Origin of the sequence: Streptomyces collinus Tu 365 (assembly GCF_000444875.1) — a bacterium.
GTDB classification, from domain to species: Bacteria; Actinomycetota; Actinomycetes; order Streptomycetales; family Streptomycetaceae; genus Streptomyces; species Streptomyces collinus_A.
The window spans coordinates 6,316,330-6,332,703 of record NC_021985.1; the positions used below are offsets into that span (position 1 = coordinate 6,316,330).

12 protein-coding genes and 1 riboswitch are annotated in these 16,374 nt (G+C 72.9%); of the genes, 10 read left to right on the forward strand and 2 right to left on the reverse strand.

What is annotated here, in order from left to right; translation table 11 throughout:
• Window positions 1–20: 20 nt before the first annotated feature.
• Together B446_RS27455 and B446_RS27460 are read left to right on the forward strand one after the other, a co-directional pair.
• Entirely contained in the window at window positions 21–1,187 is a 1,167-nt protein-coding gene (locus tag B446_RS27455; RefSeq protein WP_020942685.1) for a citrate synthase, read from the forward strand.
• Window positions 1,188–1,286: 99 nt separating this feature from the next.
• Window positions 1,287–2,366, forward strand: a complete 1,080-nt coding sequence (locus tag B446_RS27460; protein ID WP_020942686.1) for a CobW family GTP-binding protein — start codon at window positions 1,287–1,289, stop codon at window positions 2,364–2,366.
• Between the two features lie 58 nt (window positions 2,367–2,424).
• On the opposite strand, the gene B446_RS27465 is transcribed toward B446_RS27460, so the two are convergent.
• Complete coding sequence (locus tag B446_RS27465; protein WP_020942687.1) at window positions 2,425–4,884, reverse strand: DNA gyrase/topoisomerase IV subunit A; 2,460 nt, start codon at window positions 4,882–4,884, stop codon at window positions 2,425–2,427.
• 360 nt (window positions 4,885–5,244) lie between these two features.
• Between B446_RS27465 and B446_RS27470 the strand changes: the two genes are divergently transcribed.
• The 4 genes from B446_RS27470 (at window position 5,245) to B446_RS27485 (ending at window position 10,135) form a co-directional block, all read left to right on the forward strand.
• The gene (locus B446_RS27470; protein ID WP_043476537.1) at window positions 5,245–6,639 is read left to right on the forward strand and encodes a M16 family metallopeptidase; all 1,395 of its coding nucleotides are present in this window, start codon (window positions 5,245–5,247) and stop codon (window positions 6,637–6,639) included.
• On the forward strand, window positions 6,636–8,024 hold the full coding sequence (locus tag B446_RS27475; RefSeq protein ID WP_020942689.1) for a M16 family metallopeptidase: 1,389 nt from the start codon (window positions 6,636–6,638) through the stop codon (window positions 8,022–8,024). Before B446_RS27470 ends, B446_RS27475 begins: the two co-directional genes overlap by 4 nt.
• Before the next feature lie 237 nt (window positions 8,025–8,261).
• A riboswitch (cyclic di-AMP (ydaO/yuaA leader) is annotated at window positions 8,262–8,424 on the forward strand.
• 13 nt (window positions 8,425–8,437) lie between these two features.
• Window positions 8,438–9,193: a M23 family metallopeptidase gene (locus B446_RS27480; protein ID WP_020942690.1), complete on the forward strand. Its 756-nt coding sequence runs from the start codon at window positions 8,438–8,440 to the stop codon at window positions 9,191–9,193.
• Window positions 9,194–9,439: 246 nt separating this feature from the next.
• Window positions 9,440–10,135, forward strand: coding sequence for a GntR family transcriptional regulator (locus B446_RS27485; RefSeq protein WP_020942691.1), 696 nt, complete (start codon window positions 9,440–9,442; stop codon window positions 10,133–10,135).
• 257 nt (window positions 10,136–10,392) lie between these two features.
• Here the strand turns inward: B446_RS27485 and B446_RS27490 are convergent, their stop codons facing one another.
• Entirely contained in the window at window positions 10,393–10,674 is a 282-nt protein-coding gene (locus B446_RS27490) for an HPr family phosphocarrier protein (RefSeq protein WP_020942692.1), read from the reverse strand.
• 178 nt (window positions 10,675–10,852) lie between these two features.
• Between B446_RS27490 and B446_RS27495 the strand changes: the two genes are divergently transcribed.
• From B446_RS27495 to B446_RS27510, 4 genes are all read left to right on the forward strand, one after another.
• Entirely contained in the window at window positions 10,853–13,702 is a 2,850-nt protein-coding gene (locus tag B446_RS27495) for a bifunctional GNAT family N-acetyltransferase/acetate--CoA ligase family protein (RefSeq protein WP_020942693.1), read from the forward strand.
• 147 nt (window positions 13,703–13,849) lie between these two features.
• Window positions 13,850–14,437, forward strand: a complete 588-nt coding sequence (locus tag B446_RS27500) for a DUF5998 family protein (protein ID WP_193384504.1) — start codon at window positions 13,850–13,852, stop codon at window positions 14,435–14,437.
• The gene (locus tag B446_RS27505; RefSeq protein ID WP_020942695.1) at window positions 14,437–15,627 is read left to right on the forward strand and encodes an alkaline phosphatase family protein; all 1,191 of its coding nucleotides are present in this window, start codon (window positions 14,437–14,439) and stop codon (window positions 15,625–15,627) included. The genes B446_RS27500 and B446_RS27505 overlap by 1 nt, the downstream gene beginning before the upstream one ends.
• Window positions 15,628–15,667: 40 nt before the next feature.
• Window positions 15,668–16,318, forward strand: coding sequence for a thymidine kinase (locus B446_RS27510; protein ID WP_020942696.1), 651 nt, complete (start codon window positions 15,668–15,670; stop codon window positions 16,316–16,318).
• Window positions 16,319–16,374 lie beyond the last annotated feature (56 nt).

Genomic DNA, 16,374 nt, shown 5'->3' on the forward strand with positions numbered 1-16,374 from the left:
CAAGTCCAAGGAGGAGAACCATGACCGTCAACAGGAGCGCGACCGCACTCGTCGAGGTCCCGCGGGGGCTCGCCGGCGTCGTCGTCACCGAGACCGAGATCGGCGACGTCAGAGGGCGCGAGGGCTTCTACCATTACCGCCAGTACTCGGCCGTCGAACTCGCCCGGACCCGCCGCTTCGAGGACGTGTGGCACCTCCTCGTCCACGGCACGCTGCCGGACCCCGCGCGCGGCGCCGCATTCGCCGCCGAGACCGCCGCGCTGCGCCGGCTGCCCGCGGGCGTCCGCGCGGCCCTGCCCGGCATAGCCGCCGCCGGGGGCGGCGCCGGCCCGCTGGCCGGCCTGCGCACGGCCCTGTCCCTGCTGGGCGCGGAACGCGGGTTCCGGCCGGTGTACGACCTCGACGCCGACCGGCGCCGCACCGACACGGTGGCCGCCTGCGCGGCCGTACCCACCCTGCTCACCGCGCTTTACCGGCTCGGCCGGGGCCTCGACCCGGTCGAGCCGCGCGAGGACCTGTCGTACGCGGCCGACTACCTGCGCATGCTGACCGGTACGGAACCCGACCCGCGCCATGTCCGCGCCGTCGAGCAGTACCTGATCTCCACCATTGACCACGGATTCAACGCGTCCACTTTCACCGCCCGCGTCATCGCCTCCACCGGCGCCGACGTGGCGGCGTGCCTGACCGGTGCCGTGGGCGCGCTCTCGGGCCCCCTGCACGGCGGAGCCCCCAGCCGGGCCCTGGACACCCTGGACGCGATCGGCACGCCGGACCGGATCGACGCGTGGATCCGGGAGCGGGTGCTCGCCGGCGACCGCATCATGGGCTTCGGGCACGCGATCTACCGCACCGAGGACCCCCGTTCGCGGATGCTCCGGGAGACGGCGCTCGGCTTCGGCGGCCCCCGCGTCCGGTTCGCCGTGGAGGTGGAGCGCCGGGTGGAGGCCATCCTCGCCGAGCTGAAGCCGGGCCGTGAACTGCACACCAACGTGGAGTTCTACGCCGGCATCGTCATGGAACTGTGCGGCCTGCCCCGGGAGATGTTCACCCCCACCTTCGCGGCGGCCCGGGCCGTGGGCTGGAGCGCCAACATCCTGGAACAGGCGGCCGACCCGAAGATCATCCGACCCGTGGCGCGCTACGTGGGCCCCGAGCCGCGGGTGGCGGTCCCGGCCGCGCTCTGACCCGCGCGGCCCTACGGCGCGGCCCTCCTATCCTGGTCGGGCAGCCGGTCCACAGGAGTTCACCGGAGCCCGCCGGAGTTACAGGAGAGAGGTCACCCGTTGGGGAACAGCAGCGGTCCGCAGATCCCGGTCGTCGTCCTGGCCGGATTCCTGGGCTCGGGGAAGACCACGCTCCTCAACCACCTGCTGCACCGCAGCGGAGGCAGCCGTATCGGGGCGATCGTCAACGACTTCGGCGCCATCGAGATCGACGCGATGGCCGTCGCGGGAGCCCTCGGCGACTCCACCGTCTCCCTCGGCAACGGCTGCCTGTGCTGTGCCGTCGACGCGAGCGAACTCGACGAGTACCTGGACCGGCTCGCCGCACCCGGCGCCGGCATCGACGTCATCGTCATCGAGGCCAGCGGGCTCGCCGAGCCGCAGGAACTGGTCCGCATGGTCCTCGCCAGCGAGCACCCCGGCATCGTCTACGGCGGTCTCGTCGAGGTCGTCGACGCGGCGGAGTTCGACGCCACCCGGGCCGAACACCCCGAGATCGACCGGCACCTCGCCCTCGCCGACCTCGTGGTCGTCAACAAGACCGACCGGGTGCCCGACCCCGACCGCGTCCTCGCCCTCGTCCGGTCGCTCACCGACCGCGCCGCCGTCGTCCCCGCGGTCCACGGCCGCATCGACCCCGAGTTCCTCTTCGACCGCAGGCCGAGCGAGGAGCGCGTCGGGCAGTTGTCCTTCGACGACCTGCACCGGCACGGCGACGACCACGCCACCCATGCGCACACGGCGTACGAGAGCCTGTCGTTCAGCTCCGACGTGCCCATGGAGCCGCGCCGGCTCATGCGGTTCCTGGACAGCCGCCCCGAGGGGCTGTACCGGGTCAAGGGATACGTCGACTTCGGGCCGTACGACACCGTCAACCGGTACGCCGTGCACGTCGTCGGGCGCTTCCTGCGCTTCTACCCCGAGCCCTGGGCCGCGGCCGACGACCGCCGCACCCAGCTCGTGCTGATCGGCCGCGGCATCGACACCGGCACGCTCGGCAAGGAACTCCGGGCGTGCCGCGACGACGCCCCGCTCGCCGACGAGCACGGCATGTGGGGCGTCCTGCGCTACGTGCAGGGCTCCCAGGAGGAACCCGACGCCGGGCCCTACGAGGCCCGGGACAGCGGCGTCGGAGTCTGAGGGACCCGGAACGGCGGTGCCGGCGGTCCCGGACCGCCGGCACCGCCGACCGCGAGGCCTAGAACACCGGCCCCGCGACCACTCCCACCGTCTTCGGCAGCGAGGTGCCCGAGCCGTCACGGCGCGGGTCCACCTCCGGCAGCTCCGCCGGAGTGCCGTTCTTCTGCGCCGCCCGGGCCGGGACGGGACCCGCCCAGGCCAGCGCCAGACAGTCCTCGCCCTTCAGGAACCGCTGGCAGCGCACACCGCCGGTGGCCCGGCCCTTGCGCGGGTACTGGTCGAACGGCGTCAGCTTGGCCGTCGTCTGCACGGAGTCGTCCAGCGTGCCGCGCGAGCCCGCCACCGTGAAGACCACCGCGTCCGCCGCCGGGTCGACCGCCGTGAACGTGATGACCTTGGCGCCCTCGGTGAGCTTGATGCCCGCCATGCCACCGGCCGGACGGCCCTGCGGACGCACGATGGAGGCCTGGAAGCGCAGCAGTTGCGCGTCGTCCGTGACGAACACCAGGTCCTCCTCGCCGGTGCGCAGTTCCACCGCGCCGACGATCCGGTCGCCGTCCTTCAGCGTGATGACCTCCAGCTCGTCCTTGTTGGACGGGTAGTCGGGCACCACACGCTTGACGACACCCTGCTCGGTGCCCAGCGCCAGACCCGGGGACGACTCGTCCAGCGTGGTCAGGCAGACCACCGTCTCGTCGTCCTCCAGGGACACGAACTCCGCGAGCGGCGCCCCTCCGGAGAGGTTCGGCGGGGCCGCCGGGGCGGCCAGCTGCGGCAGGTCGACCACGTTGATCCGCAGCAGACGCCCGGACGAGGTCACCACGCCGATCTCGCCCCGCGCGGTCGCCGGCACCGCCGAGACGATCACGTCGTGCTTCACCCGCTTTGCGCCGGCGTCCTTCGGGAACGGCTCGTTGTCCGCCGTGCGGGCCACCAGGCCGGTGGAGGAGAGCAGCACCCGGCAGGGGTCGTCGGCGACCTGGAGCGGCACCGCCGCCACCGGGGTGCCCGCGGACTCCAGCAGGACCGTGCGCCGGTCGGTGCCGAACTTCTTCGCCACCGCCGCCAGTTCGGCCGAGACCAGCTTGCGCAGCTCCGCGTCCGACTCCAGGATCCGGGTCAGCTCCTCGATCTCCGCGGTGAGCTTCTCCTTCTCCGCCTCCAGCTCGATGCGGTCGTACTTGGTGAGCCGGCGCAGCGGCGTGTCGAGGATGTACTGCGTCTGGACCTCGCTCAGCGAGAACCGCTCCATCAGGCGCTGCTTGGCCTGGGCGGAGTTCTCGCTGGAGCGGATCAGCCGGATGACCTCGTCGATGTCGACCAGCGCGGTCAGCAGGCCCTCGACCAGGTGCAGCCGGTCGCGGCGCTTGCCGCGGCGGTACTCGCTGCGGCGGCGGACGACCTCGAAGCGGTGGTCGAGGTAGACCTCGAGCAGCTCCTTCAGGCCCAGGGTGAGCGGCTGGCCGTCCACCAGGGCCACGTTGTTGATGCCGAAGGACTCCTCCATCGGGGTCAGCTTGTACAGCTGCTCCAGGACGGCCTCCGGCACGAAGCCGTTCTTGATCTCGATGACCAGGCGCAGACCGTGCTCGCGGTCGGTGAGGTCCTTGACGTCCGCGATGCCCTGGATCTTCTTGGCGTTGACCAGGTCCTTGATCTTGGCGATCACCTTCTCCGGGCCGACCGTGAACGGCAGCTCGGTGACGACCAGGCCCTTGCGGCGGGCGGTCACCGTCTCGATCGCGACCGACGCGCGCATCTTGAAGGTGCCACGGCCCGTCGCGTACGCGTCCCGGACGCCGTCCAGGCCGACGATCCGGCCGCCCGTGGGCAGGTCGGGGCCCGGGACGAGCTTCATCAGCGCGTCCAGGTCCGCGTTCGGGAACCTGATCAGGTGGCGGGCGGCCGCGATGACCTCGCGCAGGTTGTGCGGCGGCATGTTCGTCGCCATGCCGACCGCGATGCCGGAGGAGCCGTTGACCAGCAGGTTCGGGAAGGCGGCGGGCAGGGCCACCGGCTCCTGCTCCTGGCCGTCGTAGTTGGGTGCGAAGTCGACCGTGTCCTCTTCGATGGACTCGGTCATCAGGCTCGTCGCCTCGGCCATCCGGCACTCGGTGTACCGCATGGCGGCGGGCGGGTCGTCGTTGCCCAGCGAGCCGAAGTTGCCGTGGCCGTCGACCAGCGGGACGCGCATCGAGAACGGCTGGGCCATGCGGACCAGGGCGTCGTAGATCGACGCGTCTCCGTGCGGGTGCAGCTTGCCCATGACCTCGCCGACGACACGGGCGCACTTCACGTAACCGCGCTCGGGGCGCAGGCCCATCTCGTTCATCTGGTAGACGATCCGGCGGTGCACCGGCTTCAGGCCGTCACGGGCGTCCGGCAGGGCGCGCGAGTAGATGACCGAGTACGCGTACTCGAGGTAGGAGCCACGCATCTCGTCCACGACGTCGATGTCGAGGATCCGCTCCTCGTACGCATCGTCGGGCGGCGGGGTCTTCGTGCTGCGGCGGGCCATCGCTGCCTGGCTCCTTCTGATCTTGTCGCTCGCCTACGGGGGCGACGCGCCCCTCCGACTCGCTCTTGCTGAAGCTCGCTGTTGCTGAAGCGTCTGACGGATCTGACGCCGACCATTGTGGACCGACGCACTGACAAGCCGTGCCACGACCCGGTGCACGCGCACCGGCCCGGCTCCGCCGGGCGTCCCGGTCCGGTGCCGGCGGGTTCCCGGGCGACGGTCCGAGGCAGGCTACGCGATCCGCTGTGGGCGTACGTCCCGCGGGAACTTCGCCGGGGCCCCGCACGCTTTGCATACAGTGGCAGGAACGGCAGGAAGACCGCGGTTTCGACGACCGCCTCCGCTCGCGAAGGGACGTACATGCCCATGGGTCACACGACCACGGCCGAGGCAGGCTCCGGGGGCCTGACAGCGACCGAGCACCGGCTGGCCAACGGTCTGCGCGTGGTGCTCTCCGAGGACCACCTGACCCCGGTGGCGGCGGTCTGCCTCTGGTACGACGTCGGCTCCCGCCACGAAGTCAAGGGACGCACCGGCCTGGCTCACCTTTTCGAGCACCTGATGTTCCAGGGCTCGGCGCAGGTCACGGGCAACGGCCACTTCGAGCTGGTGCAGGGCGCGGGCGGCTCGCTGAACGGCACCACCAGCTTCGAGCGCACCAACTACTTCGAGACGATGCCCGCCCACCAGCTGGAGCTCGCCCTCTGGCTGGAGGCCGACCGCATGGGCTCCCTGCTCGCGGCCCTGGACGACGAGTCCATGGAGAACCAGCGGGACGTCGTCAAGAACGAGCGCCGCCAGCGCTACGACAACGTGCCCTACGGCACCGCCTTCGAGAAGCTGACCGCCCTCGCCTACCCGGAGGGCCACCCGTACCACCACACGCCGATCGGCTCGATGGCGGACCTGGACGCGGCCACCCTGGAGGACGCGCGCGCGTTCTTCCGCACCTACTACGCGCCCAACAACGCGGTGCTCTCCGTGGTCGGCGACATCGACCCGCAGCAGACGCTGGCCTGGGTGGAGAAGTACTTCGGCTCCATCGCCTCCCACGACGGCAAGCCCGAGCCCCGCGACGGCTCCCTGCCGCAGGTCATCGGGGAGCAGGTGCGCGAGGTCGTCGTGGAGGAGGTCCCGGCGCGCGCCCTGATGGCCGCCTACCGGCTTCCGCACGACGGCACCCGCGACGCGGACGCGGCCGACGTGGCGCTGACGATCCTGGGCGGCGGCGAGTCCTCCCGCCTGTACAACCGGCTCGTGCGCCGCGACCGCACGGCGGTCGCGGCCGGCTTCGGCCTGCTGCGCCTGGCCGGCGCGCCCTCGCTCGGCTGGCTGGACGTGAAGACCTCCGGTGACGTCGAGGTGCCGGTCATCGAGACCGCGATCGACGAGGAGCTGGCCCGCTTCGCCGAGGAGGGCCCCACGCCCGAGGAGATGGAGCGCGCCCAGGCCCAGCTGGAGCGCGAGTGGCTGGACCGGCTCGGCACCGTGGCCGGCCGCGCCGACGAACTGTGCCGCTACGCGGTCCTGTTCGGGGACCCGCAGCTCGCCCTCACCGCCGTCAAGCGCGTCCTGGAGGTGACCCCCGAGGAGGTCAAGGAGGTCGCCAAGGCGCGCCTGCGGCCCGACAACCGCGCGGTGCTCGTCTACGAGCCGAAGTCCCCCGAGACCGTCGAGGACGCCGACGTCCCCGGGGACCCGGAATCGGAGGCCACCGTAGAGGCCGGCAACGACAACGAGGAGACGGCCAAGTGACCGAGCTCGCCACCATGGACTTCCACCCCCAGCCGCAGCCGGGCGAGGCCAGGCCGTGGGCGTTCCCGGCCCCCGAGCGCACCACGCTGGACAACGGCCTGACGGTGCTGCGCTGCCACCGCCCCGGCCAGCAGGTCGTCGCGGTCGAGGTCATGCTCGACGCGCCCCTGGACGCCGAGCCGAGCGGCCTCGACGGCGTCGCCACGATCATGGCGCGCGCCTTCTCGGAGGGCACCGACCAGCACTCGGCCGAGGAGTTCGCCGCCGAGCTGGAGCGGGCCGGCGCCACGCTGGACGCGCACGCCGACCACCCCGGCGTCCGCATCAGCCTGGAGGTCCCGGCCTCCCGCCTGGCCAAGGGCCTCGGCCTGCTCGCCGACGCCCTGCGCGCGCCCGCCTTCGCCGAGAGCGAGGTCGAGCGGCTGGTCCGCAACCGCCTGGACGAGATCCCGCACGAGCTGGCCAACCCCTCCCGGCGGGCCGCGAAGGAGCTTTCCCGGCAGCTGTTCCCGGCGGCCTCGCGCATGTCGCGCCCCCGCCAGGGCACGGAGGACACGGTCGAGAAGATCGACGCGGCGGCCGTGCGCGCCTTCTACGACCGGCACGTCCGACCCGCCACGGCGACCGTGGTGGTGGTCGGTGACCTCACCGGCACCGACCTGGACGAACTGCTCGGCGACACCCTCGGCGCCTGGTCCGGTACCCCCGGGCAGCCGCGGCCCGTGCCGCCGGTGACCGCGGACGACACCGGCCGCGTCGTCATCGTCGACCGGCCCGGCGCCGTCCAGACGCAGCTCCTGATCGGCCGGATCGGCCCCGACCGGCACGACCGCGTGTGGCCCGCCCAGGTGCTCGGCACGTACTGCCTCGGCGGCACCCTCACCTCCCGCCTGGACCGCGTCCTGCGCGAGGAGAAGGGCTACACGTACGGCGTGCGCTCCTTCGGTCAGGTCCTGCGGTCCACGCCGGAGGGCACCGGTGCCGCCATGCTCGCCATCAGCGGCTCCGTGGACACGCCGAACACCGGTCCCGCGCTGGAGGACCTGTGGAAGGTGCTGCGCACGCTCGCGGCGGAGGGACTGACGGACGCCGAGCGCGACGTCGCCGTGCAGAACCTCGTCGGGGTGGCACCGCTCAAGTACGAGACGGCGGCGGCCGTCGCGAGCACGCTCGCGGACCAGGTCGAGCAGCACCTGCCGGACGACTTCCAGGCGACGCTCTATCAGCAGCTCGCCGCCACCGGCACCGTTGAGGCCACGGCCGCGGTCATCAACGCCTTCCCGGTGGACCGCCTGGTGACCGTGCTCGTCGGTGACGCGGCCGAGATCAAGGCACCCGTCGAGGCGCTCGGCATCGGCGAAGTCACCGTCGTCACCGCGGAGTAGCGGCGGCGGGCGAAGCCGCGCCACGCGCGCGTGGGGCCCTGGCGACCGACGGGTCGTCAGGGCCCTTGCCGTCGCCGCCCCGCCGGAGCGCGGCCCGGATGTCCGGATTGGGGCGGAGGAGGCCCGTCTGGCCTGTGGGATGCGCTACAAAAACCCCGATCCGTTTGGGAATCGAAAGTCGCCCGCCGTAGCGTCTTCCCGGCTGTCCGTCAGGTACTGCGCCGCGCCCGCGGCACCGGACAGTCATCGCCGAGTCCCCCCACGGCGCGAGCCAGGGGAGCCGGGGACCCAACGCAGTCCCTGGGGTGAATCGGACGCCCGCGCGTGAGCGAGGGGGTCCGTAGGAGACCTTCCTGCTCCGAACCCGTCAGCTAACCCGGTAGGCGAGAAGGAAGGAAAGGACCAGCCACTTCATGGCGTTCATGTGCGCCACCGGGAAGCACCGCAGGCCCGGCAGGGTCAAGCGCACCACGGCTCAGGCGGCCGGTATCGCCGCCCTCACCACCACCGGTGTCATCGGCACCCTCGCGGCCGGCCCGGCGTCGGCCGCCGAGAACCCCGTCGAGCAGACCGGACTCACCCCGGTGATCACCGTGAGCGACGACGTCGCCGCGCAGATCGACGAGCAGGCCGCCGCGCAGAAGCAGGCGGCCGACCAGAAGGCGGCCGAGGAGGCCGCGGCCAGGGCCGCCGCCGAGCGGGCCGCCAAGGAACGCGCGGCCAAGGCCCGCGCCGCCCGCGAGGCCGAGCGCAAGCGCCTGAACGCGTTCGTCATCCCGATCACCGGCTCGTACGTCTCCACGGGCTACCAGGCCAGCAGCTCGCTGTGGTCCTCCGGCTCCCACACCGGCATCGACTTCCACGCGGCCAGCGGCACGTCCGTCCACGCGGTCGGCTCCGGCACGGTCGTCTCCACCGGCTGGGGCGGCGCGTACGGCAACCAGATCGTGATCCGGATGGCCGACGGCATGTACACCCAGTACGGCCACCTGTCGTCCATCGGTGTCAGCGTGGGCCAGAAGGTCGTCCCGGGCCAGCAGATCGGCCTGTCCGGCGCCACCGGCAACGTGACCGGGCCGCACCTGCACTTCGAGGCCCGCACCACCCCCGAGTACGGCTCGGACGTCGACCCGGTCGCCTACCTGCGCAAGCACGGCGTGAACGTCTGACGCCGTCCCGCGCGCGGCGTCCGCTCGACGGCGCCGCTCAAGGCGGCGTCCCGTCGCACGGCATTTCCGAAAGCCCCGGCCCACACGCCGGGGCTTTCGCTGTTTTCCCGCCCCCGACCGCATCCGCTGTCCAAAAAATATCCATGGATTCCGGCCTGCCGTCGGAAATTCCGGCTCATTGCAATAGAGTCACGGAAAGGCACGTCCTTCGTCGGCGTGTCACGGGGATCGAGGCGGAGGTCGGTCATGCGTATTCCGGCGCACTCGGTGTGCACGGCGATCCGGGACGACATCGTTGCCGGTGTCCACGAACGCGGCAGCCGCCTCACCGAGGAAGTCCTCGCCCGCCGCTACGGCGTCTCGCGCGTCCCCGTCCGCGAGGCCCTGCGCACCCTGGAGGCGGAGGGCTTCGTGGTGACCCGCAGGCACGCCGGCGCCTGCGTGGCCGAGCCGACCGAGCAGGAGGCCGCCGATCTGCTGGAGATGCGCCTGCTGCTGGAGCCGCTCGGCGCGGCCCGGGCCGCCCAGCGGCGCACCGAGGCCCATCTCAAGGTGCTGCGCGGCCTGGTCCGGCTGGGCCAGGAGCGGGCCAGGCGGGGCACCAGCGAGGACCTGCGCTCGCTCGGCGGCTGGTTCCACGAGACGCTCGCGCAGGCCGCGGGCAGCCAGGCGCTGACCGCAACGCTGACCCAGCTCAGGCACAAGATCGCCTGGATGTACGCGGTCGAGGCGTCGCCCCGTCCGGAGGAGACCTGGGCCGAGCACGGCGCCATCGTGGACGCCGTCGCCCGCGGTGACGGCGAGCGCGCGCGGGCGGTCACGGCCCTGCACACCGAACGCGCGGCGCCCGCGCACCGGCTGCGGCTCGCCCCGGGCGGCCCCCGCGCGGAGCGTGTGAGGAACTCGCAACATGCCGTCAACACACCGAGCCTGCGGTATTAACACGGGCGCCGTATACAAAGAGAGGGCATATTCGGCAGCCGGATTCTGTGCGCAGATTCGGCGCATCCGGTGCGGGGCTTCCGCGCGGGTATTCGGCGGAGGAATTCTCGCCGTCCTATCAGTGGTGCGTATCAATGGTGCGCGCCATGAATGGACGGCGCGCTCGATCCCCTGTGTTCTTCGTGCCGCGCGGCGAATCGGCGAACGCGAAAGCCGCGTCGCCCGCACGGGACGACGCGGCTTTCGCGGATCACGGCTCAGACGGTCTCGGGAAGTTCCTCGAGGCCCTCGGCGACCAGCTTCGCCAGCCGGTCGAGGGCGGCGTCCGCGCCCTCGGCCTCGGAGGCGAGGACGATCTCCTCGCCGCCCTGGGCGCCCAGGCCCAGGACAGCCAGCATGGAGGCCGCGTTGACGGGGTTGCCCCCGGCCTTGGCGATCGTCACCGGGACGCCTGTGGCCGTGGCGGCTCGGACGAAGATGGAAGCGGGGCGGGCGTGGAGGCCCTCGGCCCAGCCGACGTTGACGCGGCGCTCAGCCATGTGTTGCTGCCCTTCACTGTTTCAGGGTTGTCTAGACCAGTTTCCCATATCGCGAAGCGTGCCCGGAGCGGTCCTGTGTCCCGCTCCGGTGTGTCCCCGGACCGCGGCCTCGGTCCGGCGGCCGTCCTCCACAGACTGCCTCGCGCCGTTGTCGGACGCGAGCCGTACTCTGGGGCCCATGCAGAGCCCGGCGGACCGGCAGGACCGGCACGAGTACCCCGCCCACTGGGAGGCGGACGTGGTGCTGCGCGACGGGGGCACCGCGCGCATCCGGCCCATCACCATCGACGACGCCGACCGCCTGGTCAGCTTCTACGAGCAGGTCTCGGACGAGTCGAAGTACTACCGCTTCTTCGCGCCCTACCCGCGACTGTCCGCCAAGGACGTCCAACGCTTCACCCACCACGACTTCGTGGACCGGGTGGGACTCGCGGCCACCATCGGCGGCGAGTTCATCGCCACCGTACGCTACGACCGGATCAACGCGAACGGCATGCCCGCCTCTTCGCCCGCCGACGAGGCCGAGGTCGCCTTCCTGGTCCAGGACGCCCACCAGGGCCGCGGCGTCGCCTCCGCCCTCCTGGAGCACGTCGCGGCCGTCGCGCGTGAGCGCGGCATCCGCCGCTTCGCCGCCGAGGTGCTGCCCGCCAACACCAAGATGATCAAAGTGTTCACGGACGCCGGCTACACCCAGAAGCGCAGTTTCGAGGACGGCGTCGTACGCCTGGAGTTCGACCTCGAACCCACCGACCGCTCGGTCGCCGTGCAGCGCGCGCGGGAGCAGCGCGCCGAGGCGCGCTCGGTACGGCGGCTGCTGGCTCCCGGCTCGGTGGCGGTCGTCGGCGTCGGCCGCGCGCCCGGGGGAGTGGGCCGCAGCGTCCTCGGCAACATCCGGGACGCCGGTCACCCCGGCCGTCTCTACGCCGTGAACAAGGCGTTCCCCGAGGACCTGGAGGAGGTCGACGGCGTGCCGGCCCGCCGCTCGGTGCGGGACATCGACGGCCCCGTGGACCTGGCCGTCGTCGCCGTCCCCGCCGACCAGGTGCCCGCCGTGGTCGCCGAGTGCGGCGAACACGGCGTCCAGGGTCTCGTGGTGCTCTCGGCCGGGTACGCCGAGAGCGGGCCCGAGGGGCGGGAGCGCCAGCGGGCCCTGGTCCGGCTGGCCCGCGCGTACGGCATGCGGATCATCGGCCCCAACGCCTTCGGCGTCATCAACACCGCGCCCGCGGTGCGGCTGAACGCCTCGCTCGCACCCGAGATGCCCCGGCCGGGCCGCATCGGCATGTTCGCGCAGTCCGGGGCCATCGGCATCGCCCTGCTGTCCCGGCTGCACCGGCGCGGCGGCGGGGTCACCGGCGTCACCGGCGTCTCCACCTTCGTGTCCGCGGGCAACCGCGCCGACGTCTCGGGCAACGACGTCCTGCAGTACTGGTACGACGACCCCGACACCGACGTCGCCCTCATGTACCTGGAGTCCATCGGCAACCCGCGCAAGTTCACCCGCCTCGCCCGGCGCACCGCGGCGGCGAAGCCGCTGGTCGTGGTGCAGGGCACCGGCACCGCGCCGCTGGGCCACGCGGTCCGGGCCACCCGGCTGGAGCACGACACCGTCTCCGCGCTGCTGCGGCAGGCCGGGGTGATCCGGGTCGACACGATCACCGAGCTGGTCGACGCGGGCCTGCTCCTCGCCCGCCAGCCGCTGCCCGCAGGCCCGCGCGTGGCGATCCTCGGCAACTCCGAGTCGCTGGGCGTCCTCACCTACGACCGCTGTCTGGCGGAGGGGCTGCGCCCGGCCCGCCCGGTGGACCTGACCACGGCGGCCACGGCGGAGGACTTCCGCCGCGCGCTCGGGCAGGCCCTGGCCGACGACACCCACGACGCCGTCGTCGTCACGGTGATCCCCGCGATCGGCGAGGGAGCGCCGGGCGACGCCGAGCTGGCCGAGGCCCTGCGGTCGGCGGCCGCCGCGGTGCCCGGCAAACCGGTGCTGGTGGTCCACGTCGAACTCGGCGGGCTCGCCGAGGCACTCTCGGCCGCGGCGAGCACCGCCCCCCAGGCCGCCGACCGCCAGACGGAGGCCCCGGACCCCGCCGACCGGCAGGCGAAGACCCCGGACCCCGCGGACCGGCCGCCCACCGCCCTGCCGGCGACACCCCCCGACGGCACGCACCTGATCCCCGCCTACCCCGCCGCCGAACGCGCGGTCCGCGCCCTGGCCGAGGCCGTCCGGTACGGACAGTGGCGGCGCGAGGCCGCCGACCCCGGCCGGGTCCCTGAGTACGACGACATCGACGAGAAGGGCGCCGCCCGGCTGATCGACGCCCTGCTGCAGCGCGGCCAGGGACTCACCATCGGGCAGGAGGAGACCTGCGCGCTGCTCGCCGCCTACGGCATCCGGGTCCGCCGGGCGCTGCCCGCGCCGTCCCCGGACGAGGCCGCCGAGGCCGCCCGCGCCCTCGGCTACCCGGTCGCCCTCAAGGCCACCGCCCCGCACCTCAGGCACCGCGCCGACCTGGGCGGCGTCCGCCTCGACCTCGCCGACGAGGACCAACTGCGCCGCGCCTACGCCGAGTTGACCGAACTGTTCGGCAAGCCCGAGGAGCTGCGCCCGGTGGTGCAGGGCATGGCGCCGCGCGGGGTCGACACCGTCGTACGCGCCGTGATCGACCCGGCGGCCGGCGCCGTGCTGTCCTTCGGGCTCGCCGGTGCCGCCTCGCAGCTCCTCGGTGACATGGCCCACCGGCTGGTCCCGGTCACCGACCGCGAGGCGACCTCGCTGGTGCGCTCGATCCGCACGGCACCGCTGCTGTTCGGCTGGCGCGGCTCCACCCCGGTGGACACCCCCGCCCTCGAGGAACTGCTGCTGCGGCTCTCCCGGCTGGTCGACGACCACCCGGAGGTCGTCGCGGTCACCCTGGAACCGGTCGTCGTCGCCCCGCACGGGGCGAGCGTCCTCGGCGCCACCGTCCGGCTCGCGCCCCCACCCGCCCGCGACGACCTCGGCCCGCGCACGATGCCGGCGTACTGACCGGTCCAGGGGGGAACCACATGGGTGATCGCCGTCCGCAGGGCGGCCCGGCGCCCGTCCCGGGGCGCCGGCGTGCGGGCGAGCGGGCCGCCCCGGGTGCCCACGACTGGCCCGGACCGCCCTTGCCCACGGATTAGGATGGACGCCATGGCCAAGACCAGTACGACGACCCAGGGGCTGCGCGCGGCGATCGAGCGCAGCGGCTACTACCCGGCCCTCGTGGCCGAGGCGGTGGAGGCCGCCGTGGGCGGCGAGCCCATCCGGTCGTACCTGGTCCACCAGGAGACCACGTTCGACCAGAACGAGGTCCGCCGGCATGTGACCGTCCTGGTCCTCACCGGCAACCGCTTCATCGTCAGCCACACCGACGAGCAGGCCGCCGACACCACCTCCCCGACGCCGTACGCCACGACGTCCACGGAGTCCGTCAAGCTCGGCCGGATCTCGTCGGTCGTGGTCAGCAGGGTGGTCGCCAACCCCGAGCAGTACACGCCGGGCACCCTGCCCCGCGAGGTCGTCCTGACCATCGGCTGGGGCGCGGTCAGCCGCATCGACCTGGAGCCCGCCGCCTGTGGCGACCCCAACTGCGAGGCCGACCACGGCTACACCGGCAGTTCCACGGCGGACGACCTCAGCCTGCGGGTCAGCGAGGCCGGGGACGGTCCGGAGACGGTGCGCCAGGCGCTCGCCTTCGCGCAGTCCATCTCCGAGGCGACCGCGGACACCACGCGCTGATGGCCCAGCCCTCCCCCTGGGACCACCCGGAACCGCTCGCCCTGGACACCGCTCCGCTGCCCGAGTACGGCAGCGGCTCGCTCGCCGACCTGCTGCCGACGCTGGCCGCCGGCCTCGGCGTCCCCGGCACGACCGCCACGATCACGGAACTGACCCCCGCCGACCGGGTCTGCGTCTTCCTGGTCGACGGCCTCGGCTGGGAGCAGCTCAGGGCGCACCCCGACGAGGCGCCCTTCCTGACCTCACTGCTCGGCAGCTCGCGCGGCGGCACCGGGCGCCCGCTCACCGCCGGCTACCCGGCCACCACCGCGACCTCCCTGGCCTCCGTCGGCACCGGCCTGCCGCCGGGCGCCCACGGTCTGCCCGGCTACAGCGTGCGCAACCCGGACACCGGCGAGCTGATGAACCAGCTCCGCTGGCAGCCCTGGACGCCACCGCGCCCCTGGCAGCCGTACCCCACGGTCTTCCAGCTGGCCCACGACGCCGGCGTGCACGCCGCCCAGGTGTCCTCGCCCACCTTCGAGCGCACCCCGCTCACCAAGGTCGCGCTCAGCGGCGGCTCCTTCCACGGACGGCTCTCCGCGGAGGAGCGCATGGACCTCGCGGCCGGGCAGCTCGCCGCCGGCGAGCGCTCCCTGGTGTACACCTACTACGCCGAACTGGATGGCGCCGGGCACCGCTACGGCGTCGCCTCCGACACCTGGCGCGGTCAGCTCATGTACGTCGACCGGCTCGCCCAGCGCCTCGCCGAGCAGCTGCCGCCGCGCAGCGCGCTCTATGTGACCGCCGACCACGGCATGGTCGACGTCCCGTTCGACGAACAGCACCGGATCGACTTCGACGAGGACTGGGAGCTGCGCGCCGGCGTCGCCCTGCTCGGCGGCGAGGGCCGGGCCCGGCACGTGTACGCGGTCCCGGGCGCGGCGAACGACGTCGTGACGGTGTGGCGCGAGGTACTGGGCGAGCAGTTCTGGGTGGCCTCTCGGGACGAGGCGATCGAGGCCGGCTGGTTCGGGCCGCACATCGACGAGCGGGTGTACGCGCGCCTCGGCGACGTGATCGCGGCCGCCCACGACGACGTGCTGATCATCGCCTCCGAGCGGGAGCCCAAGGAGTCGGCGCTGGTCGGCAACCACGGCTCGATGACCCCCGCGGAGCAGCTGGTCCCGCTGCTCGAAGTACGCTCCTGAGACCCCCTGCCCGCCCCCGCCGAAAGGTGTTCGTCCCCTCATGCCCGAGCTGGTGTTCTTCTCCGGAACGATGGACTGCGGGAAGTCGACCCTGGCTCTGCAGATCGAGCACAACCGCTCCACGCGCGGCCTCGTCGGCATGATCTTCACCCGGGACGACCGGGCCGGCGAGGGCAAGCTGTCCTCCCGCCTCGGCCTGGTCACCGACGCCGTGGAGGTCGAGGACGGCCAGGACCTGTACGCGTACATCGTCGACCACCTGTCCCAGGGCGGCCGCGCGGACTACGTGATCGCGGACGAGGCGCAGTTCCTGGCACCCGGGCAGATCGACCAGCTCGCGCGCGTGGTGGACGACCTCGGCATGGACGTGTACGCCTTCGGGATCACCACCGACTTCCGCTCCAAGCTCTTCCCCGGCTCCCAGCGGCTGGTGGAGCTGGCCGACCGCATCGAGGTCCTCCAGGTCGAGGCGCTGTGCTGGTGCGGCGCCCGGGCCACGCACAACGCCCGTACGGTCGGCGGGGAGATGGTCGTCGAGGGCGCCCAGGTGGTCGTCGGCGACGTCAACCAGGCCGCGGGCGAGATCGGCTACGAGGTCCTGTGCCGCCGCCACCACCGCCGCCGGATGACCGCCGCGACGTCCCGCGCGGCGGCCCTGTCCCCGGACGTGCTGCCGGTGCCCCCGGCCTGAGACCGGCCGAGGGCGGCTCGGTGAGCGGTTCGGCGAGCGGCTGGGAAAGCGGCCCG